This window comes from Sinorhizobium sp. 7-81 (genome assembly GCF_030124405.1).
In the GTDB taxonomy this organism is placed as follows: Bacteria; Pseudomonadota; Alphaproteobacteria; order Rhizobiales; family Rhizobiaceae; genus Sinorhizobium; species Sinorhizobium psoraleae.
Window position 1 is genome coordinate 1 of record NZ_JASKLT010000001.1, and the last position, 17,359, is coordinate 17,359.

Consider the following 17,359-nt stretch of genomic DNA (forward strand, 5'->3'; position numbering starts at 1 on the left):
GCACATCGCCCCATGTATACGGCAATGCCCGCCGCCGGGGTAAAGCGGCGGGCTGCGAGCTCATGATTGGCCGCATCAGGATCTTGCGGCCGCGGCCCGCTGACGGCGATACTGCGCTGTTGGAAGCCCGCCCCAGCCCCAATTGTCGAGCTCGACCTCCTCGATCACCACGTAGGTCGATTCGAGCGGCTTGTTCAGGACGTCGAGGAGCACCTCGCTGACGCCCTTGATGATGGCAGCCTTTTCCTCGGCGGTAACCGAATTGCGGTCTGGTGCCGTTCCTTCGCGGGTAACCTGTACTGTGACGATAGGCATCGCAGTCTCCTTTCGGGAATTGCTTCTGTTGTTGATTGGATCGCGACCGGGGCCGTTTCGGCTTACGGGCGCTGTCGTGCTTACCAACGGCCAGCGCTCTGGCCGCCGTCGACGTGGAGAATCTCTCCGGTCACGAAGCCCGCGGTCTCGAGGTAGAGAACGGCATCGACGATGTCGCGAATTTCGCCCATACGGCCAACCGGATGCAGCGCGTGCAGCGTCGCGTGTGTCTCAGGCGCATGCATCGGGGTCTTGATGATGCCCGGCGAGACCGCATTGACGCGAACGCCGCTCTTCGAGAATTCCATCGCCAGCGACCGGGTCGCCGCGTTCAGGCCGCCCTTGGTCAAGGAGGCGAGCGCGGACGGCATGCCGGCCATTGGCTGGTCGACCAGGCTGGTGGTGATGCTGACGATATGGCCCGAAGCCTGCTTCAGCATCTCCGCCGCCGCGCGCTGGGTGATGTGGAAGAAGCCGGTCACGTTGACTCCGAGGTTGTGGTCATAGTCCTCTTGGGTCATTTCGATGAACGGCTTGGCGAGGAAGACGCCGGCATTGTTGACCAGCGAGTCGATGCGGCCAAAGCGTTCGATCCCTTCGCGCACGATCCGCTCTGCGGTCTCGGGCTTGCTGATGTCGCCCGGCACCACGTGGATGTCCGGGTCGGCGCTCTCCTTGATCGACCGGGAACTGGCGATAACGCGGTAGTTCCGGTCACGGTAGGCGCGAACCAATCCGGCGCCGATCCCCTGTGACGCTCCCGTGATAATGACGACTTTCTGTTGAGTGCTCATGGATGTGATCCTTTCGATTGCAGCAGTCGCTTCAGCGACCTGCCCTCCGCCCTCGGCGTTGGTGCAACTGTTTTAGATCTATCCGTTACTCGGGAGAATTAGCGCCGATTGACAGGCAGTCGACCGTGTTACGGCATAATCAGTCGAGGGTGCCGGCTTCCACCGCGAGGCGTGCAAATTCGGAGCGCAGACGCGGCGCGGCGAAATCGACAAAGGCGCGGACCTTCGGCACCGACATGCGACCTTGCGGTGCGATGAGGTGAACCGGCAGCGGCGGATGCTCGGCGTCTGCGAGCACGATCTTCAGCCGCCCGTCCTTCACATATCCCGCGACGTGGTAGGAATAGAGCCTGGTCAGGCCGTGACCCGCAACGGCGGAAGCAGCCGCAGCGCGCACACTGTTGACTATGCACCGGGGCGTGAACTGGACCGTCCGGGGGATGGGCGAGCCCTCTGCCGGCGTGAAGTTCCACGAATCGAGACCGAAATTGGTGAACGCGACGATCTGGTGCCTGGCAAGATCGGCCGGCTCCTCGATGCGGGGATTATTGGCAAGGTAGCAGGGCGAGGCGACCACGACACGCCGCACGTCGCCCCCGAGCCGCGTGGAGATCTGTGACGAATCCGCAAGGTGGCCAATGCGCAACGCAATGTCGACGCCCTCGTCCACCAGGTTGACGAAACGATCGAGGAGGAGAAGCTGGGCGGAAACGGCCGGGTGGAGGTCAAGGAAATCGTCCAGAATGGGGCGCAGCACCTCTTCCCCCAGGATCGGTGGCGCCGAAATCGTCAGCATTCCACGAGGAGCCGAGCGTTCCCCTCCGGCGAGCATGTCGGCTTCCTCGAGATCGACGAGCACCCTCCGGCAGGCGGCTGCATAGCGTTGGCCGGCTTCGCTGAGCTTGAGCGTGCGGGTCGTTCGATGCAGCAGCTCGACGCCCACATGGGCTTCCAGAAAGCTCAGCGCCCGGCTGACCGCCGTTGGTGATCGCTTCAGCCGGCGTGCCGCACCGGCGAGGCTGCCCTCGTCGATCGCCGTGACGAAGACTTTCATTGCATCGATGCGATCCATTTATTCTACCGATCCGCGGGAGAGTGACTACCGATCGGCAAGTATTCACCCGAGGATGGCACGAAGTAAATATCGCGACGGAGGCAGCAGTGGCCAACATACGGCCAAGCACCAGGAATAGGCTGCTCAGTGAGGATCGGGGCCGCGTCATCGCAGACGAGGCAGTCCAATGCCCCGAGTTCGAGAATGGTCCCGGCGATCCCGCGTTTGGGCACGCCTCAACAGAGGGAGATGACGATGAAGATCCTGATGGTATTGACGTCGCATGACCAGCTCGGCAACACCGGCGAGCCGACCGGCTTCTGGCTCGAGGAGTTCGCCGCGCCCTATTATGTGTTCAAGGACGCCGGGGCAGAGATCACCGTGGCGTCGCCCAAAGGCGGCCAGCCGCCGATCGATCCGAAGAGCGACGATCCGGCCAACCAGACCGAGGCCATGGCGCGCTTCAAGGAGGACGCGGCAGCTCAGAAGGAACTGGCGAACACCGCAAAGCTCGGCGACGTCAAAGCGAATGGTTTCGACGCGGTCTTCTATCCCGGCGGCCACGGCCCGATGTGGGACCTCGTCAACGACAGGAACTCGATTGCCTTGATCGAGGACTTCTACAACGCCGGCAAGCCGGTTGCCGCCGTCTGTCATGGCCCGGCTGTCCTGCGAAAGGTGACCTATCAGGGACAACCCATCGTCAAGGGAAAGCGCGTCACCGGCTTTACCAATTCCGAGGAGGAGGCGGTGCAACTGACCGACGTCGTGCCCTTCCTCGTCGAGGACGAGTTGAAACGTCTCGGCGGCCGCTACGAAAAGGCTGCCGACTGGGCCGATTTCACGATCGTGGACGGCCGGCTGATCACCGGGCAGAACCCGTCCTCATCGACTTCTGCTGCCAGGGAATTGCTCAAGCTTCTGCAGGCGTAGAGCAATTCCAGGAAAGTGCCCAACGGTTCTCCGCCCGGAGATGGGTAGTTCCAAAGCGCCAGATCATTTCGCTGCTTCAAGGAAACAATGAAATGATCGAGTTCTGGTCCGGCGCGGGCCGCGGGGTCCGCGCCAAATCCGACCTCGTCGGCACCTGCATTCCGATACAGATCCCCCTGAAACAGGACACATCCCGGATACGTCCGGCTGATCCTCTGCGGTGAGCGTCAAGCGATCAACGCAAGATGACGCTGCTCCACTGCAGAGGGACGACAATGATCCTTTTCACAATAGCCTTTCTCGCGGGCGTGCTGACCATTGTCAGCCCCTGCATCCTTCCGGTCTTGCCCTTCGTCTTTTCTCGGGCCGGTCAGCCATTCGCCCGGAGCGTCCTGCCGATGCTCCTTGGCAAGGTCGTGACATTCGCTGGCGTGGCGACGCTTGCCGCGCTCGGCGGAGAATGGGCGGTGCAGGCCAATGAGATCGGCCGATATGCGGCGATCGCGGTGCTGGCGGTCTTCGGGGTGACCTTGCTTTCGCCGCGGGTGGCGGCAGTAGCAACCCGTCCGGCGGTTGCGCTCGGCAACCGGCTTTCGCAAAGGGCGGCCGGGCAGAAGGGGAGTGTCGGAGCATCCTTTCTTCTCGGCGCCGCAACCGGACTTCTGTGGGCACCCTGCGCCGGGCCGATTCTGGGACTGGTGCTGACGGGTGCCGCCCTCCACGGGGCCAACGTCGAAACGACGCTTCTGCTCACCGCCTATGCGACGGGCGCGGCTACCTCGCTGGCGTTAGCTGTCGTGGCCGGAGGAAGGGTGTTTGCGGCCATGAAGCGATCGCTCGGTATCGGCGAGCGGCTTCGGCAGGGTCTCGGCGTCGCCGTGTTGGCGGGCGTCGCGGCAATTGCGCTCGGGCTCGATACCGGGCTGCTGGCGCGCCTGTCCTATGCAGGCACCACCAACCTTGAGCAATCGCTGCTTGAGCGGCTGCGCGGCAACTCCGACACGCGCGCGGAAGCGATGGCAAGCAACCGCGTGGCGCCGGCGACGAGTGGTGCGCGGAATGCGTACCAAAGTAACCTGCCCGTGGAAGGCGCGTTCCCGTCGCTTGATGGTGCCGTTGAGTGGCTCAATTCCGAGCCGCTGACCACGGAGCAGCTTCGCGGCAAGGTCGTGCTGGTCGATTTCTGGACCTATTCCTGCATCAACTGCATTCGTACAATCCCCTATGTTCGCGCCTGGGCGGAGAAGTACCGGGATCAGGGCCTGATCGTGATCGGCGTGCATGCACCCGAGTTCGCCTTCGAGAAGCGGATCGGCAACGTCAAACGGGCAGTCAAGAATTTTGAGATCGGCTATCCCGTCGCGATCGACAACGATTTCGCGATCTGGCGCGCGTTCGCGAACAATTATTGGCCGGCTCATTATTTCATCGATGCAAAGGGGCGGATCAGGCACTCTCACTTCGGTGAGGGCGATTACGAGAGATCCGAGCGGGTCATTCAGGAACTGCTGGCGGAAGCGGCAGGTGACCGGAGGACTGACCTCGGTCTTGTGACTCCGAATGCGCAGGGCGCCGAGGCCGCGCCGGACTTCGCCCGCCTTGGGTCTGGCGAGGACTACATCGGGTACATGCGCGCCTCCAACTTCGTCTCGCCCGAAGACATCGGGGTCGATGAAGCGCGCGACTACACGGTGGAAGACCTGCGGCTCAATCAGTGGGGTCTCGCCGGCAACTGGACGATGGGGGCCGAGCAAGCAACGCTCAATCGGGCCGGCGGAGGGATCACGTACAGATTCAGCGCGCGAGACCTCCACCTCGTTCTCGGACCAGGAGCAAGCGGCAGGAAGGTGCGCTTCCAGGTGAAGGTCGACGGGGTGGCGCCGGGTGCGGACCACGGTTCGGACATCGACGCCGACGGCAACGGGACGGTCGCGGAAACGCGACTCTACCAGCTTATACGCCAGTCGGGAGACGTGCGGGAGCGGACGTTCGAGATCCGCTTCCTTGATTCCAACGTCGAAGCCTTTGTTTTCACTTTTGGATGAGAGGACGGCTGCAGTGTCGGAGGCCCTTTGAGGATCTGGTGGATCGCGGGCGCGAGAAGAAAAAAGGAGCGATCAATGCGCTTTTTCGTGACGTTCATCGGCGTAGTCGCGCTGGCGGCAGCGCCATGCGCCTGGGATAGCGACCCACGGGAGCCCCCAGCGATTGCAGCGCTTTTCGCAGTGCCCCCGGCTGGCGGGCGCGCAATCTTTGCTACTCCGGTTCCGGCCGGGGCTGCCGTGCCGGCGTCTTCGGCGGTGAAGCCGATGGCCGAAATCTCAAACCGCTGAGGCGCACCCGATGCATGCGTGTTGCGCCCGCGCGCGTGCCGGAACGCCAAAACTGTAGCTCAATGTATCGCCTCGCTTGATTCCTACACGGGCTTTCAATTTCGGCTGCCACACACATAGTGGCGACACATGAGTACCGGCTTCTGCTGCTGTGATTCATGTCGAGGGAAAGAAATCGATGACAAAGGAAATCAACCAGCCGCGTCGGCGGTTCATGGGCGTGGCGGCGCTCACCGTCGCGGCCGCTCACATCAGTACGTTTGGCGCCGCCCGCGCGCAATCAACCAGCGGGGAGGGATCTGACGTTCCGGCGATCACGCCGGGAACGAATACTTTCTTCGCGTCGCTCAGCCAGATCAACGCGGGCGTCCTGAATATCGGCTACGCGGAAGTGGGGGCCGGCGATGCGCCTGTGGTCATCCTTCTGCATGGCTGGCCCTACGACATCCACACCTATGTCGATGTGGCGCCGCTGCTGGCGGCCGCCGGCTATCGGGTGATCGTTCCCTATCTGCGCGGCTATGGCACGACGCGCTTCCTGTCCGCCGACACGCCGCGCAATGGCCAGCAGTCGGCGATTGCCGCCGACGTCATCGCCTTGATGGATGCCCTGAAGATCGAAAATGCCGTCATCGCCGGCTGCGACTGGGGCGCGCGAACCGCCAACATTATCGCCGCGCTCTGGCCGAAACGCTGCAGGGCAATGGTTTCCGTGAGCGGCTACCTGATCGGCAGCCGTGAAGTCAACAAGATGCCGTTACCGCCGAAAGCCGAGCTTGCCTGGTGGTATCAGTTCTATTTCGCCACGGAACGCGGGCGGGCCGGCTACGAGCAGTACCGGAACGAATTCGCCAGGCTTATCTGGCAGCTCGCATCGCCGAAGTGGAACTTCGACGACGCCACCTTCAACCGCAGCGCGGCGGCATTCGAGAACCCGGATCACGTCGACATCACCATCCACAACTACCGCTGGCGGATCGGCCTGGCTGACGGCGAGCGGAAGTATGACGATCTGGAAGAGCGGCTTGCCGGGTTTCCCGTCATAGGGGTACCGACAATCACGCTGGAGGGCGATGCCAATGGTGCCCCCCATCCGGAACCGAAGGCCTATGCGAAGAAGTTCTCGGGCAAGTACGAACATCGTCTGATCACCGGCGGCATCGGCCACAATCTGCCGCAGGAAGCGCCACAGGCCTTTGCTCAGGCCGTGCTGGACGTCGATCGTTTCTGATCATCCAAAAGGCCGGGCGGGTTGGGGCCGCGGGCCCGGACCCGCCCAGCCCGAACTCTGGCCGGCCGCGAACCTTGGCCAGCTCCTCAAAGCTCCAAACAGTCTGTCGCAACTCCGACGCGGTCGAAATCTCGCTCCGAGCGCGATTGCTGGCGTGTCAGGTGCTCGGGAGAACATCTCACCGGCAATGAGCGCTCCGTATCACAGTGTGTCCGCGCGGCATTCTCTTGGGAGTCGATTACATTTCGGCGCCGGTCGCGAAACATTCGATACACGTGCGGAGCGTCAAGTGTGTCCCGACAGTCGGACAAGGCACTCAAGTCTCGACGTCATCAACTCTGTCGAAAAGAAGGACATCATGACCGAAATCGAGAAGGTACTATACACGGGCAGGACGCATACCACCGGCGGTCGCGAGGGGGCATCGCGCAGTTCTGACGGGCGTCTGGACATCCAGCTTTCCTCGCCCGGCAGCTCAGGGCCCGGGACCAATCCGGAACAGCTCTTTGCCGCCGGCTGGTCGGCCTGTTTCATCGGTGCGATAGGAAAGGCGGCCGGCGAGCGGAAGGTTGCACTCCCGATCGATCTGGCCGTCGATGCCGAAGTCGATCTCGGCAGCGGTGCCGGCGGCTACCTCCTGCGGGCGCGGCTCAATGTCAGCCTGCCGGGGATCGACCGCGACACCGCCCGGGCGCTGGTCGACCGGGCCCATCAGACCTGTCTCTATTCCAAGGCGACACGCGGCAATATCGACGTTACGATCGACATCGTCTGACGTGATGAAAAGCCCTGGCTGATCGCCAGGCAGGGCCGTTCTGGAAGAAGCGGTGGCTGCGAAGGCTACCGTTTTTTTGTCTGGCTGTCGTCTTCGCCTTTGAGTTCCGCCGTCTATTCTTGGCATCCGAATGCGGCGATGCAGTCCGCGATTCCGTCAGGGGTGAATGGCAATTTCTGCGGCAAGGCCGCCGCCGTCGCGGTTGCGCAAGGTGAGTGAGGCGCCGATCGCCGTCGCGAGTTGTTGGGCGATGGCAAGGCCAAGACCGGTTCCACCTGTATCCCGGTTGCGGGACTGCTCCAGCCGGTAGAACGGCTTCAGGACCGCTTCCAGCTGATTTTCCGGAATACCGGGGCCGCGGTCGAGTACCTTGATGACCACGGTTTCATCGGCGAGGCGTTGCATCTCTATTTCCGCGCTGCCGCCGAATTTGAGCGCATTGTCGATCAGGTTGGTGAGAATCCGTCTGAGCGCGTGTGGCCGGGTCAAGATCGTGCCGCCCGTCACTTCGGTGATCGTGACCGCCTTGCCGGTATCCTGGTAATCATAGGCCAAGCTTTCGGTGAACGAGGCCAGATCGATGCGGGAGGCCTTTTCGACCTTGCCATGGGCACTCTTTGCATAGTCGACACCTTCTTTGACGAGGCGCTCTATTTCGCCAAGGTCCTGGATCAGCTTGTCCCTCTCGATGAAGTCCTCCGCCATCTCCGTCCGCAGCTTCATGCGCGTGATTGGCGTTTGCAGGTCGTGTGAAATTGCCGCGAGGATCTGCACGCGTTCTTCGAGATACTGCGCGATGCGATCCCGCATCGCATTGAAGGCCGTTGCCGCATAGGCGACTTCACTCGGTCCCGCTTCGCTGAGCCGGGGCGTCTGCCTGTTTGGGTCGAGCGTGTCTGCGGCCGTCGCGAGGTTGACGAGAGGGCGGATTGCCTGACGCACGGCAAACCAGCAGCACAACACCAGAAGCCCAAGCTGCGCGACGAGCACGTAAGGCAGCCAGTCTGCCAAGGGCATTACGCCTCTCGGCTTGACATCTATTGTCAGCGGTGCGCCGTCGCTCAAGCGCAGATGCGCCTGCAGCCGCCGGCTTTCACCGGGAATGGATTCCACTTCGATCGGATAGCGCGCGCCGATCGTCCCCTGGATCTTGGAAGCGATCTCGGCGCTGCGTGCGTCGAGCGCGGGATCTCCCGGCATGCCTCGCCCGAGAATGAAACTGTAGCTCCCGCGTTCGAGCCGATCCAGCCAGTCGGCGCGTTCGGCAGCGGGCAGCCGGTCGAGAATGGCGATCGACGTGGCGACGTCGTTTTCAAGTGTATTGAACATCACCGACCTGGCGGCCATGTAGCGCTCGAAAAACAGCACGGTGAACGACATGGCATGCGCGAGCGCCAGTCCGGCAAGGAGAATGACGAACAATCGCACCCTAAGAGTGCGCGGCCATAGGCGAAATCCATTGAGAACGGCGCGCGCCACCATCAGCGGGCCTCGACGATCTCGACCGGCATGGAAAAGACATAGCCTTCGCTGCGGACGGTCTTGATGTAGCTCGGCTCCCTTGCATCGTCGCCAAGCCGTTGGCGAACCCGGCTGACCAGGAGATCGATCGACCGGTCGAAGAGTTCGGCCTCGCGCCCCTGGGTAAGATTGAGAAGCTGGTCGCGGTTGAGCACGCGCTGCGGATGGTCGATGAAGACGCGCAGAAGGCGGTATTCGGCGCCGCTGAGCGCAATCACCGTGCCATCGGAGTCGACGAGATGCCTTGCCGTCGTGTCCAGTTTCCATTTGCCGAAGCGCAGCAACTGGCCGGCCTCGGAGACCTGCAGGTTTGGAGGCAGCATCCGCGTGCGCCGCAGGACGGCCTTGATGCGCGCCAGCAGCTCGCGTGCCGAAAAAGGCTTGGCGAGATAGTCGTCAGCGCCCATTTCGAGACCGAGAATGCGATCCATCTCGTCGGTGCGCGCAGTCAGCATGACGATGGGCGTCGCCTTGTGCCTGCCCGCGCGCAGCTCGCGGCTGAGCACGAGGCCGTCATCTCCCGGCATCATCACGTCGAGGATGATCAGATCGACGGCATTCGCATCGAGAAATGCGCGCATATGCCGCCCGTCGGCGACCGCGGTGACGCGCAGGCCGTTCTTCTTCAGGTAGCTCGAGACAAGCTCCCTGATCTCGCGATCGTCATCGACGATCAAGATATGATCGATGTGCTCCATTGCGCCGTGTCCTAAATGCACGCTTGCTACTGCGTGCTTCCTTAAATCGGTTCCGATTTAAGATAAGAACATGCAGCAAATCAAAGTGCTACAGCGTCCTTTCGCGCCTGATAAGACGCGCGGCGCTGTAATGACGTTCGCGATGTATCCGTAGTGTGTGCAAATCTTCGCAGCTCCGCGTTTTGATGTAACGCGCGGCCGGCCGGATACATTCCGATACAATGTCCGTTCGTTTGGCAAGCATTGTAATCCTTTGCTGCTGCGCCTCCGCTTTGCCGGCCGGACGGCCACGCCCATCTCGGCGGTTTCAGCCCGGGAGCGCGGGCCTCTCAGGCGTTATGGTCGCACCGCTGGCCTGCGGCGATTAGCCGGCAAACAGGCGTCAAGTTCGGATGCCGAATCTTGCCAAAGGCCCCTTGTCTGTTCCAGCACGCAATCACAGAAAATTCGCCGCCCTCATGCGCTCGATACGCCCGGCCTCACCAGGTGACAGCATTGGAGTATTGAAGGCAAACCCCGTTCTCACCCCGTTTGCTCGACGATCGGCGGGATCTGGATCAATTTCAGCTCGGATGCGCCGGAGTCGATGATCTCGAAGACCGCGTCGAGCATTCTCGGCACGTCCTGACGAACCATCTCGATGTGGTCTCCGAGCATCGCCACAAAGGGGTCCCAGTCGAAGCAGCCGAGCAGAGGCATGCGATCGGCATAATGGCCGGAGCGACGAATCCATCGCATGACGCCTTCAAGCGAAATGGTCGAGTTGACAAACATGCCCCGCGGCAGTGGTCCGACCTTGTCCGCGAGCGACTTCATTGCGTTCTCGGCCTTTTCGGGTGCATAGCCGCAGGTAAGCACGAGCGCCTCGTCGACCTCCACCCCCGCCTCGGCGTGGGCGGCACGAAACCCCCTCACACGTTCCGACGTGTTGTGGTCGGTTCCGCGTCCGCCGACGAAGAGCAGCGGTGTCTTCTCACCGAACTCCCGTTCTGAGTTGGCGAGCACGCGCCGCGTAAGCTCGAGCGCGCCGCCGAAATTGTCAGAGATGACCGAGGGAACACGCGAACCCGGCAGGTCGAGGTTCACGGTCCGAACGCCGGCGGCGGAACAAATGTCGGCGATGCGATCTGGATCGGTCGCGCCGGTCGCGATCAGGCAGTCCACCTGATACGAGAGCATGGCGCGTGCGGCCTCGATCTCCAGTGCGGGATCGCGGCGCGTGCAGGTGATGATCGGGAAGAGGCCTCTCTCGCGCGCTCTCGTCTCGAACTGTTCGACGATCGAGCCGAAATAGCGGTTGTCGTACTTCGGGACGAGCATGCCGATGATCTTCGATCGCTCGCGGCGCAGCACGCTTGCCTGCATGTTCAGGGCATAACCCTGCTCCTCGGCAAGGCGGGTGATCTTCTCCGCCAGCTGGCTGCTGATGCGGCGCTTTTTCCAGTTTCCGCTCAGCACGGCACTCACCGCACTCGCCGACGTTCCGGCCAATTCAGCCAGGTCGTAGATCGTTGTTCTTTTGGTCTGAGTTCCGCGCTTCACGAATTTTGATCTCCACGTTCGTGCGTCACCTTGACATCAATAGAGTTAAGTGGCAATTCTGCTTCATCGATTGAGCAAGCAAGCGCAATCGATGAAGCTACCAGTTCAGCAAAAGCTGTCCCGGGGAGGAGTCTGACAGGAATCAATAAGTCCAACGCTACAGTGCCTGCTGCAGCGAGCGACCGGCCACGCCTGATCGGCCTAAAGAAGTCGCGGCGGAACTTGTCCCCGAACGGCTTCGCGATATCGTGGGGGTGTCGCCCTTCAAAAGCTTCAGGACGCCGGCGCAAAATCAACCGTGGAGGAAACTTATGAAGACGATTTGTTACTTGCTTGCCTCGACCGGCCTTGCCGTGTCGCTCAACAGCGCGGCCGTCGCGCAGGACGCGGCCACCGTGGCCTTCCTGATGCCGGACCAGGCTTCGACCCGCTACGAAGAGCACGACTATCCTGGCTTCAAGGCGGAGATGGAGAAGCTCTGCCCGAGTTGCACCGTCATCTACCAGAATGCCAATGCGGACGTGGCGCTTCAGCAGCAGCAGTTTAACTCCGTAATCGCCCAGGGCGCCAAGGTCGTCGTGCTCGATCCGGTCGATTCCGCCGCGGCCGCGGCGCTCGTCGAAATTGCCCATTCCCAGGACGTCAAGGTGATCGCCTATGACCGTCCGATCCCGGACAAGCCGGCTGACTACTATGTTTCTTTCGACAATGAAGGCATCGGCCGCGCGATCGCGCAGTCGCTGGTCGATCATCTGAAGGCTACCGGCGTGGCCGAAGGTTCCGGCGTGCTGCAGATCAATGGTTCGCCGACCGACGCGGCAGCCGGTCTCATTCGCGACGGCATCGACTCCGCCCTCGACGCATCCGGCTACAAGACGCTCGCCGAATTCGACACGCCCGACTGGGCGCCGCCGAAGGCGCAGGAATGGGCCGCAGGCCAGATCACCCGTTTCGGCGACCAGATCAAGGGGATCGTTGCCGCCAACGATGGAACCGGCGGCGGTGCAATCGCGGCGCTCAAGGCAGCGGGCGTCAAGCCTGTTCCGCCCGTCACCGGCAACGACGCGACCATCGCGGCATTGCAGCTGATCATCTCCGGCGACCAGTACAACACGATTTCGAAGCCTTCCGAGATCGTAGCGGCGGCTGCCGCCAATGTCGCGGTGAAGCTGATCAAGGGCGAAACGCCCGAGGCGACGCATAAGCTCTACGAAACGCCGTCACAGCTCTTCACCCCGGCGGTGGTCACGGCCGAGAACATCAAGGCCGAGATCTTCGACAAGAAGATCAACACGCCGGAAGAGATCTGCACCGGCGAATATGCTGAAGGTTGCCGCAAGCTCGGCATCATCAACTAAAGCAGCTCCGACTGCCGCTGTGTTCGGCCGCATGACCGCGGCCGAACACCTCTCCCGGTCACGATGATTGCGGGTCGGATCGGCCCGAAATCGTGAACGTGATCGATTCTGGTAAGTTAGGGCTGGATGCCGGCGGAAAACCGCTCAGAGTATTCCATGATCCCGCTGTACAGCGCCGCGCGTCTGATCAGACGCGTAAAGGTCGCTGTAGAACTTTGAGTTTCTGCATGATTTTGTCCATGCAGTAGTCGAAAGGTCAAAAAAGGCGATGACACGCGATATCCAGAGTGCTCCCGTAAAGGGTGAGCCTGTGCTGCGTCTTCGCGGCATATCCAAGAATTTCGGAGCCGTTTCCGCTCTCACCGACATAGAACTCGACGTCAATGCCGGCGAAGTCGTCGCATTGGTCGGAGACAACGGCGCCGGCAAGTCGACGCTCGTCAAAGTTCTCGCGGGGGTGCATCAACCATCCTCGGGCACGATCGAGTTCTGCGGGCAGGGGGTAACGCTCGACAATCCCGGAAAGGCGCTCGATCTTGGGATTGCGACGGTCTTCCAGGATCTGGCTCTGTGCGAAAACCTCGATGTCGTTGCAAATCTGTTCCTGGGCCAGGAGATGTCGCCTTGGCACCTGGATGAAGTTGCGATGGAAGTCCGCGCCTGGACGCTTCTGCGCGAACTGGCCGCGCGCATCCCATCCGTTCGTCAGCCGATCGCGTCTCTATCCGGCGGCCAGCGTCAGACAGTCGCCATTGCGCGTTCGCTGCTGCTGAATCCCAAGGTCATCATGCTCGATGAACCGACCGCGGCTCTCGGCGTGGCCCAAACAGCCGAGGTCCTCAATCTGATCGAACGCGTCCGCGATCGCGGGCTCGGCGTGATCATTATCAGCCACAACATGGAAGACGTGCGCGCGGTCGCGGATCGCGTCGTCGTCTTGCGGCTTGGACGGAACAACGGCGTCTTCTCGCCGGATGCGTCCAATCACGAACTCGTCGCCGCAATCACCGGTGCGACGGAGAACGCCGTCTCGCGCCGTCTCGACCGCAAGGCCGGCCTCGTCAATGAGCAGAGCGGAGGACCCGCATGAGCCAGAACCCCTCGAACCAGGCTGTCCAAAGCCAGCAGAGGCTTGACCGCAGCGATGAACGCGTGCGCCATGACGAAGGGATCCTCGACTTGGTGTGGGGGTTCATCGACCGCGTGCGGTCCGGCGATCTCGGCATGCTGCCGGTCGCCGTCGGTCTCATCGTCATTTCGATCATCTTTTCGGCCCTCAATCCGATCTTTCTTGCACCCAACAACCTCGTGAACCTGCTCTTCGATTGCGCCACCGTTGGCGTGATCTCGCTCGGGATCATCTGCGTGCTGGTATTGGGCGAAATCGACCTTTCGGTAGGCTCGATGAGCGGACTGGCCTCGGCGATGGTCGGTGTGTTGTGGGTGAATTCCGGCTGGCCGATTGCCGCGGCGATATTTGTTGCACTGATGGTCGGTGCCGCGGTCGGGCTGCTCTACGCCACGCTCTACAACCGCCTCGGAATGCCGAGCTTCATCGCCACCCTGGCTGGTCTTCTCGCGCTTCTCGGCATGCAGCTCTACATCCTCGGGCCGACCGGTTCGATCAACCTGCCCTATGCTTCCTCGCTCGTCCGCTTCGGACAGATAATGATCATGCCGGACTGGCTCTCCCACACGCTTGCGCTGGTTCCGGGCCTGGTGATGATCGGCAAGGGCATGCGGACGATGCACCAGCGACAGGCGGCGAACCTCTCCTCCCAGCCGCTCGGAGCGCTAATCATCAAGGCGCTGGTGCTCACGGTTCTTCTCGAAGTGGCTGTCTTCTACCTCAATCTCGGCCGCGGCGTGCCGTGGATGTTCGGGCTCTTCGTCGCCCTTGCGGTGATCCTCAACTATGCGCTGACGCGCACGAAGTGGGGCCGCTCGATGTTCGCGGTCGGCGGCAACCGTGAGGCCGCGCGGCGGTCGGGCATCAACGTGCGCCGGATCTACATGAGCGCCTTCGTGCTCTGCTCCACGCTTGCCACGCTGGGCGGCATTCTGTCGGCATCGCGCCTTGCCTCATCGAGCCAGCAGGCGGGCACGGGCGACGTCAACCTCAACGCGATCGCGGCTGCCGTCATCGGCGGCACGAGCCTCTTCGGTGGGCGTGGCAGCGCCTATTCGGCCCTGCTCGGCATCATCGTCATCCAGGCGATCTCGAACGGTCTGACGCTGCTCAATCTGAGCTCGTCGCTCCGCTACATGATCACTGGCGGCGTTCTGGCAATCGCTGTCATCGTCGACTCGTTGGCCCGTCGTTCCCGTGTCAGCCACGGACGCGCGTAACCCAACCTCTCGTTATGGAGTTCTTGACATGGCTGACCTCATGAAAGGCAAGGTTGCCGCCATCACCGGCGCAGCATCGGGCATCGGACTGGAATGCGCCCGCACGCTGCTTGCGGAAGGGGCGAAGGTCGTTCTCGTGGATCGTGCGCAGGACAAGCTGGAACAGCTCTGTGCCGAGCTCGGCGAAAACGCCTTGCCGCTGGTAGTCGACCTTCTGAAGCCCGCCGAAGTCTCCGGCATGCTTCCGAGAATCCTCGACCTCGCCGGGAAGCTGGACGTCTTCCATGCGAATGCCGGCGCCTATATCGGTGGTCCGGTGGCCGAGGGCGACCCGGACGCGTGGGACCGGATGCTCAACCTCAACATCAATGCGGCATTCCGCTCCGTGCATGCGGTGCTGCCGTACATGATCGAGCAGAAATCCGGCGACATCCTCTTCACCAGTTCGATTGCGGGTGTCGTCCCTGTCGTCTGGGAGCCGATCTACACGGCATCGAAATTCGCCGTGCAGGCCTTCGTGCACAGCACGCGGCGACAGGTGGCGCCGCATGGTGTGCGCGTCGGCGCCGTGTTGCCGGGACCCGTGGTGACGGCGCTGCTCGATGACTGGCCCAAGGCGAAGATGGAAGAAGCGCTTGCCAATGGCAGCCTCATGCAGCCGAAGGAAGTGGCGGATGCGGTGCTCTTCATGTTGACGCGTCCGCGCAACGTCACGATCCGCGATCTGGTGATCCTGCCCAACAGCGTCGATCTCTAATTGCCTCCGGCGGCGCGAGGCTGCGCCCTCCGCCGATCCATGTTCCAGATTGCAGGCGGTAGACCATGACCAACATTTCTTCCGCACGCCCCACGGGCGGCGAACGATATCTCATCGGCGTTGACGTCGGGACCGGAAGCGCCAGAGCGGGCATTTTCGATCTCACCGGCCAGCTGCTGGCATCGGGCAAGCGCGATATCACGCTCTTTCGCGAACCCGGTTCCATCGTCGAGCAGTCGAGTACGGAGATCTGGACCGCCGTCTGCGAGGCCGTTCGAGAAGCGGTTTCCACTGCGGGCGTGGATCCTTCCCAAGTCGCAAGCATCGGCTTCGACGCAACCTGTTCGCTGGTCGTCCTGGGTGAAGATGGGCGATCGCTTCCGGTGGGGCCGTCGGGGGACGCTCGGCGCGATATCATCGTCTGGATGGATCACCGCGCCGTCGAGCAGGCGGAACGCATCAATGCCAAGGGTCATAGTGTGCTGCGCTATGTCGGCGGGCGCATATCGCCGGAGATGGAGACGCCGAAGCTTCTCTGGTTGCGCGAAAATCGTCCCAACGTCTTCGATGCCGCCTGGCAATTCTTCGACCTTGCGGATTTCTTGACTTGGCGGGCAACGGGCGACCTTGCCCGTTCCACATGCACGGTGACTTGCAAGTGGACCTATCTCGCGCACGAGAAGCGCTGGGACCCGGGTTATTTCCGCGCGATCGGCCTCAGTCAGCTCGCGGATGAAGACTTCGTGCGCATAGGTCAGCGTGTCGTGGAGCCGGGCACGCCGGTTGGAAACGGGCTGACGGACCGCGCCGCCGAGGAGCTTGGCCTCGCGGCCGGCACGCCTGTCGGAGCCGGCATGATCGACGCCCATGCCGGCGGGATCGGAACCGTCGGTGTCGACGGCCCTCCCGAGAGCAACCTGGCCTATGTCTTCGGCACATCCTCCTGCACGATGACTTCCACGTCGGAGCCGGTCTTTGTACCGGGTGTGTGGGGACCTTACTATTCGGCGATGGTCCCGGGGATGTGGCTGAACGAGGGCGGCCAGTCCGCGGCGGGCGCTGCGATCGAGCAGCTTCTGTCGTTCCATCCGGCGGCCGGCGGGGCGCTGGAGCTCGCAGAGCGCCGCGGTCTCTCTCTGCCGGTCCTGCTGGCGGAGCTCGCGGCGAAGAAGGCCCAGACGCTCTCGCAGTCGGTCGAGCTTGCCGGCGGTCTGCACGTCGTTCCTGAATTCCTCGGCAACCGCGCGCCGTTTGCCGATCCGCATGCCCGCGCCGTTGTCGTGGGACTGGGGATGGAAAGGGATATCGACAACCTCGTTTCGCTCTACGTGGCAGGGCTATGCGGCATCGGCTACGGGCTCCGGCAGATCATCGATACGCAGGCGTCGTCCGGCGCCATGATCGAGAAGATCGTCATCAGCGGCGGCGCGGGCCAGCTCGATCTCGTCCGCCAGCTCCTCGCGGACGCGACGGGAAAGCCCGTGTTGGCGACGCGCTCGGAGGAGCCCGTGCTTCTCGGGGCAGCCATCCTCGGCAGCGTGGCGGCGGGCGAGTTCCCGGACGTCCGGTCAGCAATGGCAAGGCTTTCCGGCACGGATCGCACCTACGCGCCCGTCGTCGGTGAAATCGCAGCGCTTCATGCGCTGAGATACGACGCCTTCAATAGGCTCCAGGCACTGGCACGGGACATCCGGTAGGT

At 62.5% G+C, this 17,359-nt stretch carries 16 protein-coding genes; 10 read left to right on the forward strand and 6 right to left on the reverse strand.

What is annotated here, in order from left to right:
• Positions 1–75: 75 nt before the first annotated feature.
• The 3 genes from QN224_RS00005 to QN224_RS00015 form a co-directional block, all read right to left on the reverse strand.
• Positions 76–315 carry a 4-oxalocrotonate tautomerase family protein gene (locus tag QN224_RS00005; RefSeq protein WP_173511464.1) on the reverse strand — a complete coding sequence of 80 codons (240 nt, stop codon included), beginning with the start codon at positions 313–315 and terminating at the stop codon, positions 76–78.
• Positions 316–395: 80 nt separating this feature from the next.
• On the reverse strand, positions 396–1,109 hold the full coding sequence (locus QN224_RS00010; protein ID WP_283975077.1) for an SDR family oxidoreductase: 714 nt from the start codon (positions 1,107–1,109) through the stop codon (positions 396–398).
• Positions 1,110–1,248: 139 nt separating this feature from the next.
• Entirely contained in the window at positions 1,249–2,181 is a 933-nt protein-coding gene (locus tag QN224_RS00015) for a LysR family transcriptional regulator (protein ID WP_283975078.1), read from the reverse strand.
• Between the two features lie 237 nt (positions 2,182–2,418).
• Here QN224_RS00015 and QN224_RS00020 point away from each other — a divergent pair, with 237 nt between their 5' ends.
• The 5 genes from QN224_RS00020 (at position 2,419) to QN224_RS00040 (ending at position 7,435) form a co-directional block, all read left to right on the forward strand.
• Positions 2,419–3,096, forward strand: coding sequence for a type 1 glutamine amidotransferase domain-containing protein (locus QN224_RS00020; RefSeq protein WP_283975079.1), 678 nt, complete (start codon positions 2,419–2,421; stop codon positions 3,094–3,096).
• 275 nt (positions 3,097–3,371) lie between these two features.
• Entirely contained in the window at positions 3,372–5,141 is a 1,770-nt protein-coding gene (locus tag QN224_RS00025) for a cytochrome c biogenesis protein DipZ (protein WP_283975080.1), read from the forward strand.
• A 75-nt stretch (positions 5,142–5,216) separates the two neighbouring features.
• The gene (locus tag QN224_RS00030; protein ID WP_283975081.1) at positions 5,217–5,429 is read left to right on the forward strand and encodes a hypothetical protein; all 213 of its coding nucleotides are present in this window, start codon (positions 5,217–5,219) and stop codon (positions 5,427–5,429) included.
• Between the two features lie 178 nt (positions 5,430–5,607).
• Positions 5,608–6,660 carry an alpha/beta hydrolase gene (locus tag QN224_RS00035; protein WP_283975082.1) on the forward strand — a complete coding sequence of 351 codons (1,053 nt, stop codon included), beginning with the start codon at positions 5,608–5,610 and terminating at the stop codon, positions 6,658–6,660.
• A gap of 358 nt (positions 6,661–7,018) precedes the next feature.
• A complete protein-coding gene (locus tag QN224_RS00040; RefSeq protein WP_283975083.1) occupies positions 7,019–7,435 on the forward strand; it encodes an organic hydroperoxide resistance protein in 417 nt (138 codons plus the stop codon).
• A 156-nt stretch (positions 7,436–7,591) separates the two neighbouring features.
• Here the strand turns inward: QN224_RS00040 and QN224_RS00045 are convergent, their stop codons facing one another.
• The 3 genes from QN224_RS00045 to QN224_RS00055 form a co-directional block, all read right to left on the reverse strand.
• On the reverse strand, positions 7,592–8,917 hold the full coding sequence (locus tag QN224_RS00045; RefSeq protein ID WP_283975084.1) for an ATP-binding protein: 1,326 nt from the start codon (positions 8,915–8,917) through the stop codon (positions 7,592–7,594).
• Positions 8,917–9,654, reverse strand: a complete 738-nt coding sequence (locus QN224_RS00050; protein ID WP_283975085.1) for a response regulator — start codon at positions 9,652–9,654, stop codon at positions 8,917–8,919. Before QN224_RS00050 ends, QN224_RS00045 begins: the two co-directional genes overlap by 1 nt.
• 522 nt (positions 9,655–10,176) lie before the next feature.
• Positions 10,177–11,196, reverse strand: coding sequence for a LacI family DNA-binding transcriptional regulator (locus tag QN224_RS00055; protein ID WP_173511454.1), 1,020 nt, complete (start codon positions 11,194–11,196; stop codon positions 10,177–10,179).
• A 311-nt stretch (positions 11,197–11,507) separates the two neighbouring features.
• On the opposite strand from QN224_RS00055, the gene QN224_RS00060 reads away from it, so the two are divergent.
• The 5 genes from QN224_RS00060 (at position 11,508) to QN224_RS00080 (ending at position 17,357) form a co-directional block, all read left to right on the forward strand.
• On the forward strand, positions 11,508–12,554 hold the full coding sequence (locus tag QN224_RS00060; RefSeq protein ID WP_173511453.1) for a sugar ABC transporter substrate-binding protein: 1,047 nt from the start codon (positions 11,508–11,510) through the stop codon (positions 12,552–12,554).
• 268 nt (positions 12,555–12,822) lie between these two features.
• Positions 12,823–13,644 (forward strand): ATP-binding cassette domain-containing protein, encoded by an 822-nt coding sequence (locus QN224_RS00065; RefSeq protein ID WP_173511452.1) that lies wholly within the window; start codon positions 12,823–12,825, stop codon positions 13,642–13,644.
• On the forward strand, positions 13,641–14,903 hold the full coding sequence (locus QN224_RS00070; protein ID WP_283975086.1) for a sugar ABC transporter permease: 1,263 nt from the start codon (positions 13,641–13,643) through the stop codon (positions 14,901–14,903). The genes QN224_RS00065 and QN224_RS00070 overlap by 4 nt, the downstream gene beginning before the upstream one ends.
• Positions 14,904–14,931: 28 nt before the next feature.
• Positions 14,932–15,660: an SDR family oxidoreductase gene (locus QN224_RS00075; RefSeq protein ID WP_283975087.1), complete on the forward strand. Its 729-nt coding sequence runs from the start codon at positions 14,932–14,934 to the stop codon at positions 15,658–15,660.
• Between the two features lie 65 nt (positions 15,661–15,725).
• The gene (locus QN224_RS00080; RefSeq protein WP_283975088.1) at positions 15,726–17,357 is read left to right on the forward strand and encodes an FGGY-family carbohydrate kinase; all 1,632 of its coding nucleotides are present in this window, start codon (positions 15,726–15,728) and stop codon (positions 17,355–17,357) included.
• Positions 17,358–17,359: the final 2 nt, after the last annotated feature.